The sequence below is a fragment of the Pseudomonas sp. JDS08PS003 genome (assembly GCF_045013505.1).
Taxonomy (GTDB): domain Bacteria; phylum Pseudomonadota; class Gammaproteobacteria; order Pseudomonadales; family Pseudomonadaceae; genus Aquipseudomonas; species Aquipseudomonas protegens_B.
On sequence record NZ_CP120724.1, the window covers coordinates 5909267 to 5933540 of the forward strand.

Genomic DNA, 24274 nt, shown 5'->3' on the forward strand with positions numbered 1-24274 from the left:
CAGGCGCCCAGGAGATCCGCTTGAGCGCCTGCTGCCAGCGCTTACAAGCCGAATACCCGACGGGCATTGCCCTGGAGGAATTTGTCCGCAATCGCCGGCGGAAGTTCCAGCCCCCGGACCTGCTCCAGGCATTTTTTCAAAGACAGCTGGGGAAAGTTGCTGCCGAACAGCACCTTGTCCTGGCCGTAAGTGCGGATGAAGTGCAGCAGTTGCGCAGGGTAATAGGCAGGCAGGTAGGCCGAGGTATCGATGTGGATATTGTCATGCTTCCAGGCCAGGCCGATCATCTCGTCGGTCCAAGGATGGCCGATGTGCCCAGCGACAATCACCAGTTCGGGGAAATCCAGCGCCACCTCGTCCAGATAAGGCACCGGGCGCCCGGTTTCCGAAGGCATCAACGGCCCGGTATGACCCACCTGGGTACAGAAGGGAATACCCAGTTCGACGCACTTCACATACAACGGGTAATACCAACGGTGATTGGGTGGCAGTTTCCATAACCAGGGCACGATGCGCAGGGCCTTGAAGCCCAGCTCGTTGACCGCCCGATCCAGCTCGGCCACAGCCGCCACCGGCCGGCTCAGGTCCACCGTAGCCACGCCGACGAAACGCTCGGGAAAAGCCCGGGTGTAGGCTGCAATCTCATCATTGCTGAAGACCCAGCCTTCAGGCCGGCACCAGGCCGAGAGCATGAGCGTCTCCACCCCGGCCTGATCCATCAGCTCCACGGTCTGTTCAATGCTCAGGGCCTGGTCCAGCAGGTGCGCCGACCCGGACTTCTCGAACAGCCGTGCAACTTCCGGCAACAGCGCCCGGGCACGGCCGTTGGCCGGTTGCGCCCAGGCATCGATGACTGCGAATGCTGACCTCATGGCGCTGCTCCTGCGCTAGTTATTGAAGCCCCAGCCTAGGTTTGACGGTTGGCCACAACAATGTTCCGAGCGCTCGATGGAATTGACCGATTCCATCAGGGTGAAGAGCCGCAGGACAGATCAACTCCATGACCGGTGCCGTCCCCGGCCCCGGTCAACGTCGTTGGTTTCAGTCTTTACGCCACACCGTGCGGTTGATGTAGTCGGTGTAACTCAACACCACCCGCACCACCTGAACTGAGACAGGCCCACCTTGATAGTCTTGCACCAAAGGCACTTTGCGCTGATCGCGAGAATGCTGGCTGGTCACGACTCGCACAGCGTCCATGACCGACTCTCGCTTGAGACCGCTCATGATCAGCGTGCCTTCGTCCATCCCTTCGGGACGTTCATGGGCATTGCGCAAGGTCACCGCCGGCAGGTTCAGCAGGGAAGCCTCTTCGGTGATGGTGCCGCTGTCGGAAAGCACACAGAATGCCGACATTTGCAGCTTGATGTAATCCAACAGGCCGAACGGTTTGACGAAACGAATCAGCGGATGGTCAAGGCTCTCACCCAAGGCCTCCAGACGCTTGCGCGTACGGGGGTGGGTGGAGACGATCAACGGGAATCCGTAATGATCGGCCAGCGCTCGCAGGGTATCCAGCAGGTCGCGCAGGTTATCGGCGGTGTCGACGTTTTCCTCGCGGTGTGCACTGACGATGAAGAACTTGTCCTGCTCCAGGCCGCTGCGCTCCAGCACGTCAGAGCTTTCAATCCCCGGCATGTAGTAGTCGAGGACTTCCTGCATGTGCGAGCCGGTCTTGATGATGGTTTCCGGGCGGATGCCTTCGGCGATCAGGTAACGACGGGCATGTTCAGTCAATACCATGTTGATATCGCTGAGGTGGTCGAGCACCTTGCGGTTGAGCTCTTCAGGAACGCGCTGATCGAAACAGCGGTTGCCCGCTTCCATGTGGAACACCGGGATCTTGCGCCGCTTGGCAGCAATCACGGCCAGGCAGGTGTTGGTATCGCCATACAGCAGCAGCGCATCGGGTTTTTCAAGCTCGAAGATCGCATCGGACTTGGCGATCACCTCGGCAATGGTCTGCGCGGCTGTCTCGCCGGCAGCGCCGAGAAAATGATCCGGCTTGCGGATCTGCAGGTCATCAAAAAAGACCTGATTGAGTTCGTAATCGTAGTTCTGTCCCGAGTGCACCAGTACGTGGTTGACCTGACGGTCCAGCTCGGCAATCACCCGACTCATCTTGATCAGCTCGGGGCGGGTACCGACCAGGGTCATGACCTTAAGCATCGAGTTGCTCCTTGATGTAGTCGAGCTTGAGCAGCAGCTCCTTGATGCCTGGTACGTCGAGGCGGGAGGTGTTGTGAGAGGTGTAGTCGTCGAGTTCGGAAATACGCTGCTCACCTTCAACAAAATACTTTTTGTAGTTCAGGTCACGATTGTCCGCAGGAATCCGGTAGTAACGACCCATGTCCTCGGCCTTGGCCATTTCCTCTCGGGAGACCAGCGACTCGTACAGTTTTTCACCATGACGAGTACCGATGACTCTGACTTCATTGCTTTTACCGAACAGCTGCTTGAGTGCCTCGGCCAGGTCGCCAACGGTGGACGCGGGGGCCTTCTGGATAAACAGGTCACCCTGCTGTGCATGTTCGAAGGCGTGCAGGACCAGGTCCACCGAGTCTTCCAGCGACATCAGGAAACGGGTCATTTCCGGGTCGGTCACCGTCAAGGCTTCATCGGAGCGCAGTTGATCGACAAAGAGAGGGATCACCGAGCCTCGAGAGGCCATGACGTTACCGTAACGCGTTGCACAGATGATCGGCCCCTTGGCCGGAATCATCCGCGATTTGGCAACCATCAGCTTCTCCGCCATGGCCTTGGAAATGCCCATGGCGTTGATCGGATAAACGGCTTTGTCGGTGCTGAGCACGACGACCCGCTGGACTCCGGTAGCGATGGCCGCATTGAGCACATTCTCTGTACCCAATACGTTGGTACGCACAGCTTCCATCGGATAGAACTCACAGGACGGGACCTGTTTCAGCGCCGCGGCATGGAAGATATAGTCGACGCCAACCATGGCCTGGGCCAGGCTGTCGTAGTTGCGAACATCGCCTATGTAGAACTTGACCTTGTCATTGGCCAGGGCGATACGCATGTCTTCCTGCTTCTTCTCATCGCGACTGAAGATGCGAATTTCACGCACGGCGGTATTGAGAAAACGCTTGAGGACCGTATGACCGAAAGAACCGGTTCCACCGGTGATCATCAATACCTTGTCGTCGAACATGTACACCTTCCAAATTTTTTAGCGATTGGCATGCATCAGCTCAATGAGCTGAGGCCAGGATGGAGCCTTGTACCCAGTAGCGTGAGTGAACCGATCGCTGTTGAGCGAGCGATCGATCACTAGTTTGGCATCTGGATGTATATCGATTGTCTTTTCATATTGCCGGGCAATCAGCGCCAGCAGGTCGGACTTGGCAATCGGCTCCGCGGCAACATGATACAGCCCATTAAGTTGCGGATGCGGCAAGACGAAGTCTTTCATGACCCGAGCCAGCTCCACGGTAGGCAAACCGGAGAAAATGGCACGGGTGAAGCCCCGCACGCTGCCCTGCTGCTTCAGGAACCAGTCCACCAGGGAATGATCGGAGTTCAGTTCGTGCCCGATAATGGAGGTCCTCAAGGTAATTGCATGAGGCTCATCATGCAGCTCCCCGATGTACTTGGACTTTCCGTACAGATCTTCGGCATCGGAAGTATCCGTTTCCAGGTAGCCGCCCTTGGTTCCGGAGAACACGCAGTCGGTGCTGACGTGAATCAGGCGTGCGCCGCTCAAGGCACACAGCTGTGCCAGACGATGGGGCAACATGGCATTGATCGGGAGCGCGGTCAGCGGGTCCTTGGCATCTGCAAGTTGCTTGATCAGGCCTACGCAGTTGATGACCACATCCGGATGGACCTGGACCATTGCCGCCGTCAGGGCATCCTGATCCAGCACGTCAACGCCTGACAGGACCCGCGCGTGGTCAGGTAGAGAAGAGTGCTTCAGGGCGGACAGACTGCGCGCCGTCCCCCAGACCTCATGCTGTGGATCCTGGCTGAATACTTTAAAAACAGTACTACCGAGCATGCCGGTAATACCCAATACCAATACCTTCATAAATATGACTCAGATCCGGACCTTGAATGTATCCCATGCGCTACAGACTGGGACCGAGGGGCTATTAGCCCCCTCAAAAATGGCCGTATTGTCCAGCAACAGGAAAAAAATAGCACTGCTTGGAAAACCACCGCGAGCCAGGCAAGCAAGCGATACATCTCAAGCCTTCAACAACTCCACCAGGCTGCGGACCTGCTGGCCCATTTCGAAATGCGCGGCAAAGTAGGTCCGTCCACACCGCCCCATTTCCTCCCGCTGTGCATCGTCCAGGCTATACATCTTCCTTATGTTGGCGACCAATGGCGCCACTTCTTCCGCCGGACTGGTGAGTCCCGCCCGGGCTTCTAGAACTACTCGCGCGCCTTCGCCGTTCAGACTGGCAATGATTGGCTTGCCGGACGCCAAGTAGGATTGAACCTTGCTGGGGATGGTCTGGGCAAAGATGCTTTCATCATTAAGTGACACCAGCAATGCGCTGGACTGGGCAAAAACTGCAGGCATTGCCACCGCCGGAAAGCGCCCAGGAAGTATCAGATTATCCAGTGAATGAACTTGCTTCTGCTCCTTGAGCCATTCCAGCCGGCTGCCACTGCCCACCAGAACCAAGCGAATGTCCGGCTCGTCACGCAGTTGTTTCGCAGCCTCAACTAACGTCTCCAGTGCCTGGGCAGTTCCAAGATTGCCAGCGAACACTACACAGAAATGCGCCTTCAAGACCTGCAACAGCTGCTCGTCAACTTCTACTTCTGCATTAAAAGCCTGGGCATCCACAGAGTTGGGATAATAGGTAATCTTCTTTCTGGGCGCGTAGCGGGCCACTGAATCGACAAAAGCATGAGATTGAACCAGCAGCCGATCACAACCTGCATAAATCCCACGGACCATCCAGCCAACCATTTTCAATAGATAGGGTTTTTTCACGAATCCAGTGGCAGCAAGACTCTCTGGCCACAGGTCTTGTATCCACAAGGCCAGCCGCGCCCTCTTCAACCACTTGATAGGAATCGCCGGAATGGCCTGGGTGATGGGCGAAGGAGCGAATACCAGAATCGCATCGAACTCGCGCTTGCGTAACATCCATGGAAAAAATATCAGTCCGGCTACAACAAATGACAGGTAGTTAAGAACCATGTTCTTTGCACCACCGTCGCCGCGCGGCCATAACGGCACCCGCAGTACATCAATAGAGTCCAGATAACGCTCGTAGTGACATCCCCATGCACGATAACCGGTAAATATTCGACCATCTGGATAGTTAGGTTTGCCAGTAGCAACTACTACCTCATGTCCCTGGGCAACAAGAGTCCTGGCTATATCGTTGATGATGAAATTTTCAGGACTAAAGTACTGAGAAAAAATTAATAACTTCAAAAAATTCACTTTCTATTCGGTGAAAACAATACTGTCCGCGCGACCACTTTACTCATTCACGGGGCCTCAGGACGGCGCCTCATATACGCCTATTGCCATTCATCGGAAGCAGCAATCATTGACGTGAGCCGGCAGTAACCTGCCGGGAGCACAGGTGCCCGGTTGATTGACGCGATGGGACCACAGCCACTTCCATAGCGGCAAGGAGATTTTACTTTTCCTGATTGGCAAGGCTCGGCAGCCGGCTTGACCGGGGGCGGGGAAGCTGGAATCGAGTAAATGTGCCCGGCCTGTCGCCCGAGGCGCCTTGCCAGTGTAGAATCGCCGCCAATTTGGCCGCATACACAATGAATTCGCCCTCCGATCACACCGCTGTCGGATGACGGAGCATTCTGTTTCTCAACGGCTTGACGCGTGGACTCTAATGAGTCGCTCGCCTGTTGATCGCATCCTACGATAGGTCTGATACCCAGGTGTGTAAGAACAAGAACTAGTTCACACGCTCTTGCCGAAAAAGTAACGGAAGGCCTGCTGCATGCATCGAACCTGTATTACATCGGAGCTAAAATGCCTGACCAAAAACAAACCTGCATCGCCAAGTTCAAGAACAAGGAAGCCCTGATTGGCATCGTAGGGCTCGGCTATGTGGGCTTGCCGCTGATGTTGCGTTACAACGCGATCGGCTTCCGGGTGCTGGGTATCGATATCGATGATTCCAAGGTAGCCAAGCTCAATGCTGGCACCAGCTATATAGAACACATTGCCAGCGAGCACATCAGCCAGGCCAGAAACTCGGGATTTGAAGCGACCACCGACTTTCGCCGTGCCGGTGAGTGTGACGCACTGATCCTTTGCGTACCGACGCCACTGAACAAGTATCGCGAACCTGACATGAGTTTCGTGATCAACACCACCAATGCACTCAAGCCTTACCTGCGTGCAGGACAAGTGGTTTCCCTGGAAAGCACCACCTACCCGGGTACAACAGAAGAAGAACTGCTGCCCCGAGTACAGGAAAACGGCCTGATCGTTGGCGAAAACATCTTCCTGGTGTATTCACCGGAAAGGGAAGATCCGGGCAATGCCAACTTTGAAACCCGCACCATTCCCAAGGTAATCGGTGGTCACACCCCCAACTGCCTGGACGTGGGTATCGCGCTCTACGAGCAGGCAATCGACCAAGTAGTGCCTGTCAGCTCAACCAAAGCGGCGGAAATGACCAAGCTGCTGGAGAATATCCACCGCGCGGTCAACATCGGTCTGGTCAACGAAATGAAAGTCGTTGCCGACCGCATGGGCATCGACATCTTCGAAGTCGTCGATGCCGCTGCAACCAAACCTTTCGGCTTCACGGCCTATTACCCTGGCCCTGGCCTGGGTGGCCACTGCATTCCCATCGACCCCTTCTATCTGACCTGGAAGGCTCGCGAATACGGTTTGCACACGCGTTTCATCGAGCTCTCCGGCGAAGTCAACAAGGCAATGCCCGAGTACGTCCTGAGCAAGCTGATGGATGGCCTGAACAACAGTGGCAAGGCACTCAAGGGCTGCAAGGTCCTGGTCCTGGGCATCGCTTACAAGAAGAACGTGGATGACATGCGTGAATCTCCATCCGTGGAGATCATGGAGCTGATCGAGGCCAAGGGCGGCATCGTGGCCTACAGCGACCCTCATGTTCCGGTGTTCCCGAAAATGCGCGAGCACCACTTCGAACTGAGCAGCGAGCCGTTGACCGCAGAGAACCTGGCCGCATACGACGCGGTGGTCCTGGCGACAGATCATGATAAGTTCGATTACGAACTGATCCAGAATCACGCGCAATTGATCATCGACAGTCGCGGCAAGTACCGTGCTGCAGCGAGCAACGTCATCAAGGCCTGATCGACCACGAGACATCGCAGCGAGTTGCATGAGACAGGGGGCCATAGCCATACGGCCTCTGTTTCATGCCTCCTGCCACAGGCAGCTGAAACTCTTCCCCGAGGAACTCCATGAAACGCTTTGCCCTGATCGGCGCCGCCGGCTACATCGCCCCGCGCCACATGCGTGCCATCAAGGACACCGGCAACGAGCTGGTTTGTGCCTACGACATCAACGACTCCGTCGGCATCATCGACAGCCTTTCGCCTCAAAGCGAATTCTTCACCGAGTTCGAGCGCTTCTACGATCACGCCTGGCGTCTCAAGCGGGATCCGGCAACCGCCCTGGATATCGTTTCGATCTGCTCGCCCAACTACCTCCATCACGCTCATATCACTGCCGGCCTGCGCCTGGGGTGTGACGTGATCTGCGAGAAGCCGCTGGTACCCAGCGCAGCACTGCTGGACGACCTGAGCCTGACTGAACGCGAAACCGGCAAGCGCCTTTGGAACATCCTGCAACTGCGTCACCATCAGGCGATCATCGACCTGAAGAACCGTGTGCAGTCGCAACCCAGCGCCCATAAGCACGAGGTGGAACTGACGTACATCACCAGCCGTGGCCGCTGGTACATGGAAAGCTGGAAAGGCGACCCTCGAAAGTCCTTTGGTGTCGCGACCAATATCGGCGTGCACTTCTACGACATGCTGCACTTCATTTTCGGCAAGCTGCAGCGCAACGTTGTGCACTTCAGCAATGCCGACAAGGCCTGCGGCTATCTGGAGTACGAGAATGCCCGGGTACGCTGGTTCCTTTCCATTGATGCCAACGACCTGCCTGAATCGGTCAAAGGCAAGAAACCTACCTACCGCTCGATTACTGTCGACGGCGCGGAAATCGAGTTTTCCGAAGGTTTCACCGATCTCCATACCGTCAGCTACCAAGCAGTGCTCGACGGCAAGGGCTACGGTATCGAGGATACCCGGCACTGCGTGGAAACCGTCGAGACCATCCGGACCATGAACCCTGTCAGAGCTCAGGACAACGAAGGCCATCCCTTCCTGTCCCGCCTGGTCTGACAGTCATGAGCCATTACCAGCACCCTAGCGCCATCGTCGATGATGGTGCACAGATCGGCGAAGGTTCACGGGTCTGGCATTTCGTGCATGTATGCCCAGGCGCACAGATCGGCAAAGGGGTCTCCCTTGGCCAGAACGTCTTCGTCGGCAACAAAGTGGTCATCGGTGATCATTGCAAGATCCAGAACAATGTCTCGGTATATGACAACGTGACCCTGGAAGAGGGTGTGTTCTGTGGTCCAAGCATGGTCTTCACCAACGTCTACAACCCACGCTCATTGATCGAGCGCAAGGACCAATACCGCGACACCCTGGTGAAAAAGGGTGCCACGCTGGGCGCAAACTGCACCATTGTCTGCGGGGTCACCATCGGCGATTACGCCTTCGTCGGCGCAGGTGCTGTCATCAACAAGGATGTACCGGCCTACGCACTGATGGTTGGGGTGCCCGCACGACAGCTGGGCTGGATGAGCGAGTTTGGTGAACGCCTGGAACTGCCGGTCAAGGGAGAAGCCGAATGCCTCTGCCCACATACCGGCGCCCGCTATGTGTTGCGTGGCAACAACCTGAGCAAAATGGACGCACAGTAAATGATCGAATTCATCGACCTGAAGACCCAGCAAGCCCGCCTCAAGGACAAGATTGACGCGGGAATCGCTCGCGTTCTGTCCCACGGCCAGTACATCCTCGGCCCTGAAGTGGCTGAACTGGAAGAGCGCCTGGCCGCCTATGCAGGGGCAAAGTACTGCATCACCTGCGCCAACGGCACCGATGCCCTGCAGATCGCGCTCATGGCCCTGGGCGTAGGTCCAGGCGATGAAGTCATCACTCCTGGCTTCACCTACATAGCAACGGCGGAAACAGTCGCCCTGCTGGGTGCCAAGCCGGTCTATGTGGACATCGACCCGCAAACCTACAACCTGGACCCGGCCCTGCTGGAAGCGGCGATCACTTCACGCACCAAAGCCATTATTCCGGTCTCCCTGTACGGGCAGTGCGCCGACTTCGACGCCATCAACGCCATCGCCGGCAAGCACTCTCTTCCAGTTATAGAGGATGCTGCACAGAGCTTCGGAGCCAGCTACAAGAGCAAGGCCTCCTGCAACCTGAGCACCATTGCCTGCGCCAGTTTCTTCCCCAGCAAACCCCTGGGTTGCTATGGCGATGGTGGTGCGATCTTCACCAACGACGAAGAGCTGGCGACAATCATTCGCCAGGTCGCCCGACACGGCCAGGACCGCCGCTACCATCACATCCGCATCGGCGTAAACAGCCGCCTGGACACTCTGCAAGCCGCCATTCTGCTGCCCAAGCTGGAGATCCTCGAAGAAGAGATTCAATTACGCCAGCAAGTCGCGCAGAATTACGCACGACTTTTGACGCAAGCGGGAATCGTCGCGCCCTATATTGAATCCCACAATATCAGCGCCTGGGCACAGTTCACCGTACAGGTGGACAACCGCGATGCCGTGCAACAGCACCTCAAGCAATGCGGAGTGCCGACGGCGGTTCACTATCCGATTCCGCTAAATCTCCAACCGGCGGTCAAAGACGAGCACGCACAGCTTCCTGTGGGTGACGTTGTGGCAACACGAGTCATGAGTCTGCCGATGCATCCTTACCTGACTGCATCAGATCAGTCGCACATTGTCGAAGCGCTGGTCACCGCTAGCAAAATTTGATTGGAGTACACGCATGAAAATTGAAGGTTCAAAAGTTCTGGTCATCGGCGGCGCCGGATTCATCGGCAGCTTTGTGATTTCGGAACTGCTCAAGGCCGGCGTGGCCGAAGTTGTGGTTTATGACAACTTTGCCCGGGGCAAGCTCAGCAACATCTCCGAGCAGCTCAAGGATCCCCGCTGCCGCCTGTACGCCAATGGCGGTGACGTTCGCGAGATCGACCTGCTGAACGACGCCATGCAAGGCATGGACGGCGTCATCCACCTGGCCGCCATGTGGCTGCTGCACTGCAAGGACTTCCCACGCACAGCCTTCCACGTCAACGTCGAAGGCACCTTCAACGTTCTTGAAGCCTGCGTGAAGAACAACATCAAGCGTCTGGTCTACTCCTCGTCCGCCTCGGTCTATGGCGACGCAGTGGAAGTACCGATGACCGAAGACCATCCGTTCAACAACCGCAACTTCTACGGTTCCACCAAGATTGCCGGTGAAGCCATGTGCCACGCGTTCCACGACCGCTACGGCCTGAGCTATGTCGGCCTGCGCTACATGAACGTCTACGGCCCGCACCAGGACCAGACAGCCGCCTACACCGGCGTGATTCCGATCATGCTGAACAAGATCGATGCCAACGAAGGCCCGGTGATCAACGGCGACGGCAGCCAGGCTTACGACTTCATCTATGTCGAAGACGTTGCTCGCTGCAACGTCAAGGCGTTGGAAGCGGACGTCACCGACCAGTTCTACAACGTTGGTACTGGCGTACAGACCAGCATCAAGGAACTGTGCGACACCATTCTCGACATGAAAGAGTCCGACCTGGTCGTCCAGTATCGTCCCTACAGCGCTGACGATGCCCGTCGCATGGTACAGAACCGTATCGGCTGCCCGAAAAAAGCGGCTGAAGAACTGGGGTTCACCTACCAGTACGAGCTGCGTGAAGGCCTGCAGAAACTTATCGATTGGCGCACCACGCACGGGGCGGAGTAAACACAATGGAAAAGCGTAACATTGCTATCTCGTTACCCAGCACCGGCGAAGAAGAATGGCAGGCAGCACGTGAGCCGCTGATGACCGGCTGGTTGACCCAAGGCCCCAAAGTGGCAGCCTTTGAAGAAGCCTTTGCCAAGCGCCATCAGGTTCCTCACGCACTGGCAGTGACCTCTTGCACCACGGGTCTGCACCTGGCGCTCGCCGGCCTGGATATCGGTCCGGGCGACGAAGTCATCGTTCCGACCTTCACCTGGATCGCCACCGCCAACGTGGTGCTGTACTGCGGCGCCACTCCGGTATTCGTCGACATCGACCCCCTGACCTACAACCTGGATATCAGCCAGGTCGCCGCCAAGGTCACCGACAAGACTCGGGCCGTCATTGCCGTGCACCTGTTCGGCCGTTGCCTGGATATCGATGCTCTGCGAGCGGCGCTGCCGGCGCAGGTCGCCATTATCGAAGACGCCGCCTGTGCCGCAGGCGCTGACTGGAAAGGCCGCCCTGCCGGCAGCCTGGGCGATGCCGCGGCATTTTCCTTCCACCCGCGCAAGTCGGTGACTACCGGCGAAGGCGGCATGGTAACCACCAGCAACCCGGAGCTGGCTGAACGCATGAGCCAGTTGCGCAGCCACGGTGCCTCGCTCTCCGAAGAACAGCGCCATCTGGGCCCACGCCCCTATCTGCTGCCGGAGTTCAACCTGCTGGGCTTCAACTACCGGATGACCGACCTGCAAGGTGCAATCGGCCTGGTACAGCTGGGCAAGCTGGACGGCTTTATCGACGAACGTGCGCGCTGGGCCCAGTACTACTGCGAACAACTGGCCGATATCGACTGGCTGCGACTCCCTACCACTCCGGAAGGCAGCCGCCACGGCTGGCAGGCATTCGTTACCTACATCGACCCGCAAAAAGCCCCGATGCCGCGTAACGACATGATGGAAATTCTCCAGGCCAAGGGCATCTCCACCCGTCCTGGCACCCACGCCGTGCACATGCTGGCTTACTACCGTGAACGTTTCGGCCTCAAACCCGAAGACTTCCCGGGCGCCCGCGACTGCAACGACCACACCATGGCGATTCCGCTGCACAACAGGATGAGCGAAGAAGACTACGCCTACGTAGTCGAGGCCATTCGCCAACTGCGCTGAGTAACAGCACCTGCATCCCGCTCACTCGAGCGGGATGACCTTTTTCAGGCAACGGAACTGCGCAGACCTGCGCATTTCCTACTGCACTCCCCCCGATCCAAAGGAGCATCAAAACGCATGTGCGGCATTACCGGCCTCATCCATCTCGATAACAACCCGGTATCGCCTGCAGTTCTGCAGCGCATGACGGATGCCATTGCCCATCGCGGTCCCGATGGCGAAGGGCATTGGATTGAAGGCAATGTGGGCCTGGGCCATCGGCGCCTGGCAATCATCGACTTGTCTCCTGCCGGCCACCAGCCGGCCGCCTCCCTCTCCCAGCGCCATGTACTGGTCTACAACGGCGAGGTCTACAACTTCCGTGAGCTGCGCACCGAACTGGAAACCCTGGGCTACCAGTTCCGTTCACGCACTGACACTGAAGTGGTTCTCAATGCCTTGATCGCCTGGGGGGCACAAGCACTGGAGCGCTTCAACGGCATGTTCGGCCTGGCCCTGTGGGATCGCCAGGAACAAACGCTGTTGCTGGCCCGGGATCGCTATGGCATCAAGCCGCTGTATTACGCACATCAAGGGCAGACCCTAGCCTTCGGCTCTGAACAGAAAGCCATCCTGGCGATGCCCCAGTTTCAGCGCAGCCTGGACAAGGAAGCCCTGCTGGAATACTTCACCTTCCAGAACATCTTTACCGACAAGACATTGCTCAACGATGTGAAGCTGCTGCCCGCCGGCCACTATGCCGTGCTGGACATGAAGCGGCGCACGCCGGCCCTGCAATTCACCCAGTACTGGGATTACAACTTCCAGGAACCCAAGGTCAAAGCCAGCGACGAAGAGTACCGTGAAGAGCTGGACCGTTTGTTCCAGCAGGCCGTCAACCGGCAGCTGGTGACTGACGTTGAATTGGGCAGTTATCTGAGTGGCGGAATGGATTCCGGCTCGATCACTGCGATCGCGGCCAAGTCCTATCCCTACATGAAAACCTTTACCTGTGGTTTCGATCTCAACTCCGCCTCGGGTATCGAAATGGGGTTCGATGAGCGCAGTAAAGCCGAATACATGTCCTACCACTTCAAGACCGAACATTACCAAATGGTCCTGAAAGCCGGAGACATGGAAAGAGCCCTGCCCAAACTGGCCTGGCACCTGGAAGAACCCAGAGTGGGCCAGAGCTACCCGAACTACTACGCCGCCCAATTGGCATCGAAATTCGTCAAGGTAGTCATGTCCGGAGCCGGCGGGGACGAGTTGTTTGGCGGCTATCCATGGCGCTACTACCGTGCCGTGGTCAACGATGACTTCGAACACTACATCGATAAGTACTACGCATTCTGGCAGCGGCTGATTCCCAACAATGAGATCAAGCAGGTCTTTGCGCCGATCTGGAAAGATGTAAAGCATGTGTGGACCCGGGACATCTTCCGTGATGTCTTCAAACACCACGCAGACAATCTGTACACCCCGGAAGACTATATCAACCACTCGCTGTACTTCGAAGCCAAGACCTTCCTTCATGGTTTGCTGGTAGTCGAAGACAAACTCAGCATGGCCCATGGCCTGGAAAGCCGTGTGCCATTCCTGGATAACGATCTGGTTGATTTCGCCATGCGCTGCCCGGTTCATTTGAAGCTGAACAATCTGGCCGATGTGATAAGAGTCAACGAGAACGATCAGGGCGATAAAGTCAGCAAGTACTTTGAAAAAGCTCGAGACGGCAAGCAGATCTTCCGCGATGTCATGAAACGATACATTCCGGACGATATCGCCCGGGCTGAGAAACAAGGCTTCTCCGCGCCGGACTCCAGCTGGTTCAAAGGCGAGAGCATGGAGTTTGTCAGAAGGAAACTGCTGAATAAAAACGCACATATCTATGACGTTTTTGACCAGTCCGCACTGACTTCGCTTGTCGAGGAACATCTTTCAGGAAAACAGAACAGAAGGCTGTTGATCTGGTCCCTGTTGAATATGGAAGAGTATATGCAAGGCTGCTTTGCATGATCTTGTTGTACCAGCCTTGACCCGTCATATATAAAGCCGCCGTGTGAAACATCACGATCAAGATCCGGCCATAGCAGCACTGACCCAGCGCTGCTATGGCTGCAGAGTCAGCATGAAAGAAGCAATGCACAGGACGTAAAATGAAAATCATCTTCAAAATAGCCCAATCTGCATGCTTCTTTTTATTCTCGTTTTTTTGCTTTGCCTTATTCCTGCTGCCGGCCCTGGCCATGAGAATCAAGCGCAGTTGCAGCAAGCGGCCGGCAAAACCTGAATATGTCTTTGTCGGCATACACGAGATTGCCAACAACATCAGCGAACTGTCTGCCGCATTGGCAAAACAGCACATTACCGTGCGCAGTGCTCGCTCCCACGCTGGGGTCTTCTACGGAGAAACCGACGCACAAGGCGCCTCTGCCCTGGCCCTGAAAATCCGCCTGTTCAGCGAACCACTCTGTCGTTCCCGACATTTACCCTGGATCCTTTTACGCGCCGATCAGGCCTGGTTCATCTGGTGCACCAGCCTACTCGCGCTGAACCTCGACTACATCCTCTATCGCCTCGCCGGGGTTGACCTGGTTGTTCAGCACTGCGGAGATGATGTGCGTTGCCGCCACCTGCATGACGCATTGTTTGAAAAGTACACGCCCGGTATAGCGATTGGTTCCTATCCCGCACTCCCCCTGGTGGACATGCTGAGAAAGTACTATCGCCAGTTCATGGCCGAGCGCTTTGCCAAGACGATTTCCTCAAGGAACCAGGCGACCTTCCAGACTGGGATGCTGGGACACTTCACGTTCAGCCAGACGTCGCTACTGACCGGCCCGCGTCGTCCGGGAGAGATCCCGGTTCTCGTTCACGCCCCCTCGAACCGGGCAGTAAAACGAACCGACCTCGTGCTGGAGGCAGTGGAAACGCTCCGACAAAAGGGCTACGCGTTCGAGTTTCACCTGCTGGAGCACATCCCCAATCACCAAGTGGTCAGCATGTTGCTGGCAGCGGACATAGTTGTCGACCAGCCAGCCACCTGGCCAGGTCGATTCGGCATCGAAGGCGCTGCCGCATCCTGTGCAATCGTTTCAGGAAACTATGATGTTTTTACTGGCTTGCCGGCCTCTCCCATCATCCAGTTTCCTGTTGATGCGAACCTGCTGACCTCTTGCCTGGAAAAACTGCTGGCCGATCGTGCTTATCTGGAAAGCGTCATGGCCGCGTGCTGGGGGTTCTGGAAGGAAAAGTACAGCGAAGAAGCATTTATCAAAAATTACTTCAAAATCTGGAACAACCAACACGATACATTCCCACCATTACCTGAGCAGAAGGCAATACTCCTGGCTGCCGCAAAAGGCAAACTTCAACGCCTGTTCATCAAGTACTTTTACTTTCCTTCAAACCAGGATAACCGCTAGGGTTTTGCCGACATATGTTCAAGCTCTTTATTCGAGACAGTGTCATTTACGCAATCCCCGCACTGCTTTCGAAGGGGCTCGCGCTATTTCTGGTGCCGTTGTACACCCGAGTGCTGAGCCCGGAAGACTACGGTTCTCTGGACTTGTTGCTGGTTTTCTCAGGCCTTATCGCACTGACCATTGCCCTGGAGGTGTCCCAGGGCATAGCGCGCTTCTATTCAGCGGAAACAGACCCTGATCGCCGTTGCGCCTATGCATCGTCCGCCTTCTGGTTCACTGCCGGGTGCTACTCGCTGTTCGCCGTGATCACCCTGGCCTATGCCGATGATCTGTCCACCTGGATCATGGGGCGCGAAGGACTGACTGGCGCCTTCAAGGTCGGCATTGTCTACATTTTCTTCAACGGTCTGTTCAACCTCATCCAGAACCAGTTCCGCTGGGAATTGCGCAGCAAGCACTATGCACTCGTCAGCATCATTGTCTCCCTGGTCACTGCTGGAGCTGCAGTACTCCTCACCTACGGTGCAGGAATGGGCTTGCAAGGGCTGCTATGGGGCATGAGCGCCGGAGTCATCATTGGCACTGTCTACGGGCTGTATCACCTGCGGCAGAGCTTTCGCTTTCGCTTTGATTGGGCCCGGCTCAAGGAGATGCTGGCGTTCTCCATCCCCTTGGTCCCTGCCAGTGTGACGGTCCTTGCCAGCATTTATATCGACCGTTTGCTGATCAACCACTTTGTGTCGATCGGCGAGGTCGGGCTGTATGGAGTCGCTGTCCGGTTGGCCAGTGCCGTCAGCCTGGTCATGGTCGGTTTCCAAGGGGCCCTGACACCATTGATCTATACCTACTACCGCGAAGCCGATACTCCCAGGCAGTTGGCGCGTATTTTCAGGGTGTTCTGCTGCTTTGCATTACTGACTTACCTGACACTTGGGCTGTTTGCCCATGACGTCCTGGTACTGATGACAACCTCAGACTACTACTCAGCCTCCAAGCTGATTGTCTTCCTGGTACCGTCAATTCTCCTGGCCCAGATGTACATTTTTGCCCCTGGCATCAGCATCGCCAAGAAAACCCACATGACCATCTGGATCAATCTCGCGGGGCTGATTGCCAACATTGCCCTGGGACTGATCTTGATTCCTCGTTTGGGAGGCAGCGGCGCCGCCATTGCAATGCTCCTGGGAAGTTCGCTGACGTTCGTCATCTATATGCTGTGCAGTCAAAGGCTGTATCCCGTGCCGCATAAGTGGTGGCCGCTTTGCGGCTCAATGACTGCAACGGTCGTGGCGCTGTTTCTGGCACTGCGATTGGGTTCAGAACTGGACAGCTACTTGCGTTGGTTGGTCAACCTGATGTTCATCAGCAGCACGGCAGTGATTTTTGTGGCCTTGGGGCTTGTTCAGGTTTCCGAGCTGCGTAAAGCCGGACAGATGGTCCGCAGCCGCCTTAAACTTTTTTCGCAAAGAAGTAGCTAATTTATGTGTGGAATACTCGGTTTCTTCTCCGTCAGCGAAACCCACTCTTACTCCCAGAGTATCGACGCGGCCATTCAGACCTTGCGCCATCGTGGACCGAATGACTTCGGCTACGAAGAGATGCCGGTTGCCTCCAACAAACTAGTGCTGGGTCACACGCGCCTATCCATTATTGACTTGTCCTTAGCCGGCCATCAGCCGATGCACTCCAAGGACCAGCTTTTTTCCATCGTCTTCAATGGCGAAATCTACAACTACCGCGAATTGCGTACTGAGTTGCAAGCCCTGGGGCACGTGTTCCATTCAGACTCCGACACCGAGGTGTTGCTAGCGGCCTGGATTCAATGGGGAGCCGACTCCCTTGCACGCTTGCGCGGAATGTTTGCGTTCGCGGTTTTTGACCGAGTGGCCAACAGGCTCTCCTGCATTCGCGATCCCTTCGGGATCAAGCCGTTCTACTACACCCGTGAAGGCGACAACTTCCTTTTCGCCTCAGAAATGCCAGCATTGAAAGCGTTGAAGCAGAACAAGGTTCAGCTCAACTGGCAACGCGCCTACGACTACCTGGTGCATGGCGATTACGATTCCCAGGCCTCGACCTTTTTCGAAGGCGTGCATCAGCTGATGCCCGGGCACTTGTTGCACCTTGATCTATCCAACGGCCAGCTCAGTGCACCGCAACAGTGGTGGCGACCGAAGGTAGAACAGACGTCAACCCTGAGCTTCTCGGCAGCCGCTGATGAGTTGCGCGAACGTTTCCTGCATAACATCAAGCTGCATCTGCGCAGCGACGTTCCCCTGGGAGCGGCATTGTCCGGTGGACTGGACTCTTCGGCAGTGGTTTGCGCCATGCGCAAGATCGAACCGGATGCAGCCATCAATACATTCAGCTATATCGCCCGCGATAGCGCCGTATCAGAGGAATCCTGGGTCGACCTGGTCAACGCCAAGGTCAACGCCAAGGCTCACAAGGTACTGGTCAGCCCCCAGGAACTGTCCAATGACCTGGATGACATGATTCGCGCTCAAGGTGAGCCCTTTGGCAGCACCAGCATCTACGCCCAGTACCGGGTCTTCAAGCTGGCCAAAGACAACGCCATCACGGTAACGCTCGATGGTCAGGGAGCCGATGAGTTACTGGCCGGCTATCACGGCTACCCAGGAAAACGCATCAAGAGCATGCTCGAACAGGGCCATTACCGGCAGGCTCTGAACTTCGCAAGGCAGTGGTCAAAATGGCCAGACAGAAGTTTGAAGCACTGCTTCAAGACGGTCGTTGCCGAGTGCGCCGAAGGCCCCGTGTACGACTTGCTCAGACGTGGAAACGGCATGCAGGCCAGCCCTTCGTGGATAGATACACAGATGCTGCGTGACGCCGGTGTGCACATCGGTTATCCACAACAGAAATCACCCTACGATCTGCCCGGACGCAAACTGGCCTCCGAGCTGGCATTCTCACTGACCCACCGCGGGCTACAGTCACTGTTGCGCCATGGCGATCGGAATTCGATGCGTTTTTCCATCGAGAGTCGGGTGCCTTTCCTCACCTCCGACATGGCCGACTTCCTGCTTTCCTTGCCAGAAAACTATCTGATCTCGCAATCAGGAGAAACCAAGTCCGTCTTCCGGGCAGCGATGCGTGGAATAGTTCCAGACGCCATCCTGGACCGAAGGGACAAGATCGGCTTCTCTACCCCCGAACAGGTGTGGCTGGTACAACTGGCCGAGCAGATCCGAGGCTGGCTGAAGATTGATCTTGGACTGCCATTCCTGAACCAGCCACAAATCCTTGAAGAGTTCGAGAAAATCATTTCAGGGAAAGCTGCTTTCTCCTGGCAAGTCTGGCGCTGGATCAACTTCACCCGGTGGTATCAACATAACTTTGAACTGCGCTGATTGAGGCAACCCGGCCAAAGCTCGATTAACCCACCGGGGATGGCAGCCAAGTCTTGAGATTGAAAAAGTGAGAACAGTGATGACGATTAAAACTGATTCGCCTAAAGACCCGGGAGCTTCACCAAAGGCTGACGAAGCACTTTTGCAACAGGTAAAAAGAGTAATCAACCAATTACGCGCCGATATATTCTCCAAGTTCAAGAGGCATGTCTCGATAAACGACCTGCTCTCGGATCGCTGGGAGACGGCCAGGTTCTACGGATTTGGAGAAGGGACATCCTGCTACAACAACGTGCTGATCCTGGGTGATGTAAAGGTTGGAAAAAACACCTGGATTGGCCCCAATGTGGTGCTGGACGGCTCCGGCGGGTTGGAGATCGGCAGCTACGTGTCCGTCAGCTGCGGTGTACAGATATACACCCACCACACCGTGGAATGGAGTACATCCTTGGGGCAAGTTGAAGCCAGCCGAAAACCTACGAAAATAGGCGACGGAGTCTACATCGGCCCCAACTCGATCATTCAGATGGGTGTCAGCATTGGTGACGGTGCGATTATCGGCGCCATGAGTTTTGTAAACCGCGATGTTCCTGCGGGTGCAAAATTCTACGGTGCTCCGGCTCGGCAACAGGGGTAATAAGCCGCCTGGGTCAGCATACGTATGTACCCCATTACTGACCGATTGCTGCGCGATAGAACGGTTCTTGATTCTGGATATTTTCCCTCTCCAATGGCAAAATAATGCGTCTGTGCAGCTATTGAGTGCAAGCTATAATAGAGCTCTAAAGTTTGAGTACTCAACAAAGCCTCATATTGATATTCAGAAACTAAACATTAACGTAACGCAATACTGCATACGCCCCATCCAGGACTTGACGACCAGAAGATGAATATAGTTTTTATCGTGCATTATTTCCCACCTATTAATAGTGCAGGTGCGAAACGAATTGAAGCCATCTCCAAATACTTGGCTGCAGAAGGTCATGCAGTCACAGTCATCACGACCAAGAAAACCTCTGCGGATGGGGATTTCAGTGAGTCCCTTCCCGACAAGGTCAACGTTCTGGAACTCGACAAGATGGGGCGAATTTCCACGTCGGAAAAAGCCGATGTAGCTTTTGAGCCCATGTATGTAGGCACTCCCTCCTGGCGGAGAAAACTGAAAAACTATATTCAAAACATACTGGGACAGGTTCCGGACCCAAGACTACCTTTTGCTTTTTCATTCTTGAGTCCATGGTTAGACCCTCAAGCAAAGGCAGCCTTGGCTGCCGCGGATATCGTTGTCGGATCATCGCCCCCATGGCCCATGTTGCTGGCTGCACTGTTCTGTAAAAAAAGATTCAATGTGCCTTGCGTCCTCGACTACAGGGATCAGTTCAGCGAATGTCACGGTATGCCAGGCGGTCCATTTGCCAAATGGCTGGAGTTACGTATCGATCGTTGGTTGGCCCGCAGTGCTGATCATGTGGTTACCATTTCAGAGCCCATGGCCTCTTACTATAAAGCTATGACTACCAATGTGTCGGTCATCATGAACGGCTATGATCATCTGGTCCTAAGTCAGGCTCGATCAACTCCGGTAGTACGTTCGGCCGATAAAGTAACTATCCGCTACATGGGAGTAGTCTCTCCTGAAAGAGTTCCTCACAACATTATGAAGGCACTGGCTCAGTTAAAAAAAGACATTCCTGAAAATTATGAGAAGTTTAATATCGAATATTATGGTCGCGCAGAACTGGTCAAGCAGGCCATTAAAAATCAATACCCATCAATTGCATCCGCATTCAGCTTCAACTCTGCGGTGGCTTACACTCGTTCACTAGAGTTGATTATCCACTCGGACTATCTTTTGTTCGCTGAAACCTCTGTCCGCAGCTCATTGAGCGCACAAGGAATTTTGACAACCAAGCTGTTTGAGTACATCGGCTCAGGGCGCCCGGTGCTCGCAGATATTTCCGCTGACACACTGGCAGGATCGATATTGAAGAGGGCCCATCCCTCAAGTCTTGTAGACGATAACCAGGACAGTTTCCTCAGCGCCTTTAGCCATCCTGACTTTTATCCAAGACAAGAGGATTCACTCTCAGAGTTTTCCCAAGGCTTTTCTCGTCAGTCACAAGCCCTTCAATATGCTGATCTGCTGACCTCCGTAATTAACGGAAAATGAGCTGACGCAAACACACTAGCGGCTTGGAGAACCCTCTCCAGGCCTCTAGTCCTAAGTAACTGCCCTGTATCGTCAGTGGCATCACTCACTGCCACGCAGACCAACGCAAAAGACGTCAGCCCCCATCCACATACTCGTGCAGGCGCCTTCAACTTTCTCCGAAAGTCCATGTTTGCCAGGATGGTTTCAGTGTCCAGACAATGGATAAAGCCTTCCCTCCTCCCACCGCCCTCGCAAGGACGCTCCATGACCGATACACCCCCCCCAGAACAATGGCCTCCCGCCGGCTGCCCTCCCCTGGCCTGGCCGGACCTGCCCGATCAGGCCGCACGGCTGAGCTGGTATCTGGCGGTCATCGGCGCCTACGGTGCACTGTGGGAGGGCCACGTCAACGAGCCGGAATTGACCCCTGTCAGCGAGGACGCCTTGCAGGCGCTGGAGCAACGCCTGGGCTGCCCATTGCCGCGGTCGCTGCGCGACTACCATCGGCAACTGGGGGTGCTGTCCCTGGCGGAAATCCTCTGTAGCGTCGAGCCCGGCACTATGCCCATCCAGCCACTGCTGAAAGCCTATCCCGGCATCGTGGACATTCCCGGGACCGATCTGGACCTGTCCCTGGCCCAACAGCTGATCGCCTTCGGCGACTACTTGGGCAACGGCAATATGTTCTGTTTTGAACGCAACAGCGGCGTGGTGTACTACTTCGATCACGACACAGGCATAGCGCTGACACGCTTCTTCGACTCCCCCGAGGAGTACCTGGATGCGCTGATGCTGTTCTGCCTGGCGGAGGTGTATGACGACGATGATGCTGCCGAAGCATTGATCAGCCAGCGCTACGGAGAGGACCTGGTGCGCAAGTGGCGCTACTGAATAACAAGGCCCTCGGTCTCTGCTGAGGCTGATGCCCGTGCACAATCTGCGACTCCTACCCTCGAACAAGGATGCTCCATGCTTCAGCGTGCCCTGATCTGCACACTCCTGGCACTGATTGCCTTACCCGCCAGCGCCGCGCCAGCCAAGGTCGAACGCCGTTGTGGCTGGTTCGAGAATCCGACCCCGGCCAATGCCACCCTCACCGACCGCGACGGCGTCTGGGAAATAGCCACCCAAGGCGGCTATCAGGCCGAGGGCGACTGGCCCACCTTCAACGACCAGCAATGGGTGCGCACCAACAACCACTACGGCTACGGCTGTGCCTGCGTCAGCGCCAGTGCTGATCCACAGACCCATCGCCTCGACCAATTGCACAAGGCCCAGGCCCGCCCGCTGTCCGCCTGTCGCAGCGATCCCAGCCTGTATGAACCCTTGCGGGAGGAAGACGGGATACCGGTATTACCCAAGGATTCGCCACGCTTCAACGGACCGGGATTCAGCCTGCAGTACCCCCAAGGTTGGAAGCTCAGCCAGACGCAAAACTGCCTCACCCTGGACCACCCGAAAAAACGCCCGAACGAGGAATACACCCTCCACCTGTGCCTGCGGCAGGGCAGCCTGGAACAGGCCGCCGAAGAGCTGTTTTTCTATCAGGAAAGCGGCGTCTGGATGCGCAGCGCCGGAAGGGATGCACCCAGCCCGGTGCAGGACATCTCAGGCCACGGCTGGAAAGGCTTGCGGGCCTATCAGACCTGCGGCATCAGCGATGAGGAAACCGGCTTTCACGCCTATGGTGGCACCTGCCTGATGGCGTTGCTCGACAGTGGTCGGCGTCAGGTGGTGGCTGACAGCGTGGGGTTCTTCCAGGACTTCGCGACCCTGGATGCGATCCTGCACTCGATCCGCTTCGACCCGGTGCCAGCGGCGCAACAGAACCCGCACTAAGGCACGGCCCTATAGAGGGTCTGCAGGTGGCACAGGCGCAAGCCGCAGTGCTCCAGGTTGCGCCGGCTTTGCGAGTTCACCAGTGCGGTGGCCGCCACACTCTGGGCGCCGAGGGCGACGGCCTGCTGCAGGCGATGGGCGATCAGGGCCCGGTGATACCCCTGGCCCCGGGCGGCCTTGGTGGTAAAGGCGGTGCCCAGGTAGGCCACGCCGTTGTCGGCAATGAATAGCGCCGCACCAGCCACCGCAGCGCCCTGGTCCCGTAGCAGGTACAGATGCCCACGCCCATCCTTGAGCAAGCCGCCGAAGGCCGCCTGGTTGACTGGGCGGGCGGCCGCTGGGGTATTGAAGCCTTCGCGGTGCAGAACGCAGAAACCTTCCAGGGTCGATGCGCTCACCAGCTCGATATCCAGCACCGAAGGCGGCACCACCAACTCGTCCACCGAGGCGAACAGCTGTCCGTGGGTCCAGCCCTTGAGGCGCTGCAAGCGCTGCCCCTCCAGATCCAAGGTGGGCGTCACCTTGGCTGACTCGGTGATCAAGGCGATCGCCGGGGCGTAGGCCGCGCAGGTCTGTAGCAGATCGACAAGACTGCGGGGCTGTTGCGTCCTGTCGCCGTGCACCCGGTTCATCATCGGACTGGGATTGCCGCCCACGACAAAGGCTCCGCAATCCTGATCACCATAGAGCTGCGCCTGATAAGGGTTTCCCGGCAGACTCGCCACGCCCTGGACCCGGGCCCGCAGGTATTGGTGCTCCGCGTATTCAAGCGCCAGGGCGCGGCGGCGATCCATATCAGCGACCGCCTATCGGGGTTTCGCTGACCCAGGGCACCCGAACCTGTTCAGCAATGCTCGCAGCCTGCTGCTGCAGGACCTCGAGTTTGGCGCGACGCCCAAACAACCCGCTGAAGTGCAGCAGCAGGCGCCCGGCAAACCCCAGGGCATCGCCACGCTTGCGCGGGATCAGGTGCAGATGGGCATGGGGGATGTGCTGGTTGGTGGCCCGACCATCATTGACCAGCAGGTGGGTGCCTTCGACGCCGTAGCCGGCACGCCGCTGCGCGGCCACCAATCCATCGAACACCTGATACAGATGCTGACGGACGAAGCCGGGCAATTGATCGAGCTTTTCCACGTGGGGCTGGGGAATCAGCAGGACATGACCCGCCCCCAGGGGATGCACGTCCATGAAGGCCATGCAGTGTTCATCGCGGTAAACCACGGCCGCCGGCAGGGTGCCGGCGACGATCTGACAGAAAATGCAGTTCATCCATGAATCCTCAAGTGACAAGGTGCGTCCTGGCGGGCTACGTCAATGTAA

The 24274-nt window shown here is 56.5% G+C and carries 21 protein-coding genes; 14 read left to right on the forward strand and 7 right to left on the reverse strand.

All coding sequences use genetic code 11. The features are described 5' to 3' along the window. Positions 1-41: 41 nt before the first annotated feature. The 5 genes from P7C00_RS26240 to P7C00_RS26260 all read right to left on the reverse strand — a co-directional run bounded on the left by P7C00_RS26240 (position 42) and on the right by P7C00_RS26260 (position 5419). Complete coding sequence (locus tag P7C00_RS26240; RefSeq protein ID WP_346633916.1) at positions 42-872, reverse strand: amidohydrolase family protein; 831 nt, start codon at positions 870-872, stop codon at positions 42-44. A gap of 169 nt (positions 873-1041) precedes the next feature. Next, positions 1042-2169 (reverse strand): non-hydrolyzing UDP-N-acetylglucosamine 2-epimerase, encoded by a 1128-nt coding sequence (wecB, locus tag P7C00_RS26245; protein ID WP_346633915.1) that lies wholly within the window; start codon positions 2167-2169, stop codon positions 1042-1044. Beyond that, positions 2162-3172, reverse strand: coding sequence for a polysaccharide biosynthesis protein (locus P7C00_RS26250; RefSeq protein ID WP_072450892.1), 1011 nt, complete (start codon positions 3170-3172; stop codon positions 2162-2164). The genes wecB and P7C00_RS26250 overlap by 8 nt, the downstream gene beginning before the upstream one ends. A gap of 18 nt (positions 3173-3190) precedes the next feature. After that, positions 3191-4048, reverse strand: a complete 858-nt coding sequence (locus P7C00_RS26255; protein ID WP_346633914.1) for an SDR family oxidoreductase — start codon at positions 4046-4048, stop codon at positions 3191-3193. A 159-nt stretch (positions 4049-4207) separates the two neighbouring features. Beyond that, positions 4208-5419: a glycosyltransferase family 4 protein gene (locus P7C00_RS26260; protein ID WP_404940098.1), complete on the reverse strand. Its 1212-nt coding sequence runs from the start codon at positions 5417-5419 to the stop codon at positions 4208-4210. A gap of 567 nt (positions 5420-5986) precedes the next feature. Between P7C00_RS26260 and wbpA the strand changes: the two genes are divergently transcribed. The 14 genes from wbpA to P7C00_RS26330 all read left to right on the forward strand — a co-directional run bounded on the left by wbpA (position 5987) and on the right by P7C00_RS26330 (position 22951). Continuing rightward, positions 5987-7300, forward strand: coding sequence for a UDP-N-acetyl-D-glucosamine 6-dehydrogenase (gene wbpA, locus P7C00_RS26265; protein WP_346633913.1), 1314 nt, complete (start codon positions 5987-5989; stop codon positions 7298-7300). A 110-nt stretch (positions 7301-7410) separates the two neighbouring features. Beyond that, positions 7411-8358 carry a Gfo/Idh/MocA family oxidoreductase gene (locus P7C00_RS26270; RefSeq protein WP_346633912.1) on the forward strand — a complete coding sequence of 316 codons (948 nt, stop codon included), beginning with the start codon at positions 7411-7413 and terminating at the stop codon, positions 8356-8358. Between the two features lie 5 nt (positions 8359-8363). Next, entirely contained in the window at positions 8364-8948 is a 585-nt protein-coding gene (gene wbpD / locus P7C00_RS26275) for a UDP-2-acetamido-3-amino-2,3-dideoxy-D-glucuronate N-acetyltransferase (protein WP_404937606.1), read from the forward strand. Beyond that, entirely contained in the window at positions 8949-10040 is a 1092-nt protein-coding gene (locus tag P7C00_RS26280; protein ID WP_346633910.1) for a DegT/DnrJ/EryC1/StrS family aminotransferase, read from the forward strand. It begins immediately after the preceding gene. A 13-nt stretch (positions 10041-10053) separates the two neighbouring features. Continuing rightward, positions 10054-11028, forward strand: a complete 975-nt coding sequence (locus P7C00_RS26285; protein ID WP_346633909.1) for an NAD-dependent epimerase/dehydratase family protein — start codon at positions 10054-10056, stop codon at positions 11026-11028. A gap of 5 nt (positions 11029-11033) precedes the next feature. Beyond that, positions 11034-12179: a DegT/DnrJ/EryC1/StrS family aminotransferase gene (locus tag P7C00_RS26290; RefSeq protein ID WP_346633908.1), complete on the forward strand. Its 1146-nt coding sequence runs from the start codon at positions 11034-11036 to the stop codon at positions 12177-12179. 117 nt (positions 12180-12296) lie between these two features. Beyond that, complete coding sequence (gene asnB / locus P7C00_RS26295) at positions 12297-14177, forward strand: asparagine synthase (glutamine-hydrolyzing) (protein ID WP_346633907.1); 1881 nt, start codon at positions 12297-12299, stop codon at positions 14175-14177. A gap of 140 nt (positions 14178-14317) precedes the next feature. Beyond that, the gene (locus tag P7C00_RS26300) at positions 14318-15586 is read left to right on the forward strand and encodes a hypothetical protein (RefSeq protein WP_404937607.1); all 1269 of its coding nucleotides are present in this window, start codon (positions 14318-14320) and stop codon (positions 15584-15586) included. A 14-nt stretch (positions 15587-15600) separates the two neighbouring features. Further along, a complete protein-coding gene (locus P7C00_RS26305; protein ID WP_346633905.1) occupies positions 15601-17064 on the forward strand; it encodes an oligosaccharide flippase family protein in 1464 nt (487 codons plus the stop codon). Between the two features lie 3 nt (positions 17065-17067). Beyond that, positions 17068-18960: an asparagine synthase (glutamine-hydrolyzing) gene (asnB, locus tag P7C00_RS26310; protein WP_404937608.1), complete on the forward strand. Its 1893-nt coding sequence runs from the start codon at positions 17068-17070 to the stop codon at positions 18958-18960. A gap of 79 nt (positions 18961-19039) precedes the next feature. Beyond that, complete coding sequence (locus P7C00_RS26315) at positions 19040-19597, forward strand: acyltransferase (RefSeq protein WP_346633903.1); 558 nt, start codon at positions 19040-19042, stop codon at positions 19595-19597. Between the two features lie 249 nt (positions 19598-19846). After that, positions 19847-21130, forward strand: coding sequence for a glycosyltransferase (locus tag P7C00_RS26320; protein ID WP_404937609.1), 1284 nt, complete (start codon positions 19847-19849; stop codon positions 21128-21130). A gap of 246 nt (positions 21131-21376) precedes the next feature. Beyond that, a complete protein-coding gene (locus P7C00_RS26325) occupies positions 21377-22003 on the forward strand; it encodes an SMI1/KNR4 family protein (RefSeq protein ID WP_404937610.1) in 627 nt (208 codons plus the stop codon). A 78-nt stretch (positions 22004-22081) separates the two neighbouring features. Beyond that, entirely contained in the window at positions 22082-22951 is an 870-nt protein-coding gene (locus tag P7C00_RS26330; RefSeq protein WP_346633900.1) for a DUF4087 domain-containing protein, read from the forward strand. Here the strand turns inward: P7C00_RS26330 and P7C00_RS26335 are convergent. Together P7C00_RS26335 and P7C00_RS26340 are read right to left on the reverse strand one after the other, a co-directional pair. Continuing rightward, positions 22948-23745, reverse strand: coding sequence for a GNAT family N-acetyltransferase (locus P7C00_RS26335; protein WP_346633899.1), 798 nt, complete (start codon positions 23743-23745; stop codon positions 22948-22950). The two genes, P7C00_RS26330 and P7C00_RS26335, sit on opposite strands and share 4 nt — an antisense overlap. Before the next feature lies 1 nt (position 23746). Further along, on the reverse strand, positions 23747-24223 hold the full coding sequence (locus tag P7C00_RS26340) for an HIT family protein (protein ID WP_346633898.1): 477 nt from the start codon (positions 24221-24223) through the stop codon (positions 23747-23749). Between the last annotated feature and the right edge of the window lie 51 nt (positions 24224-24274).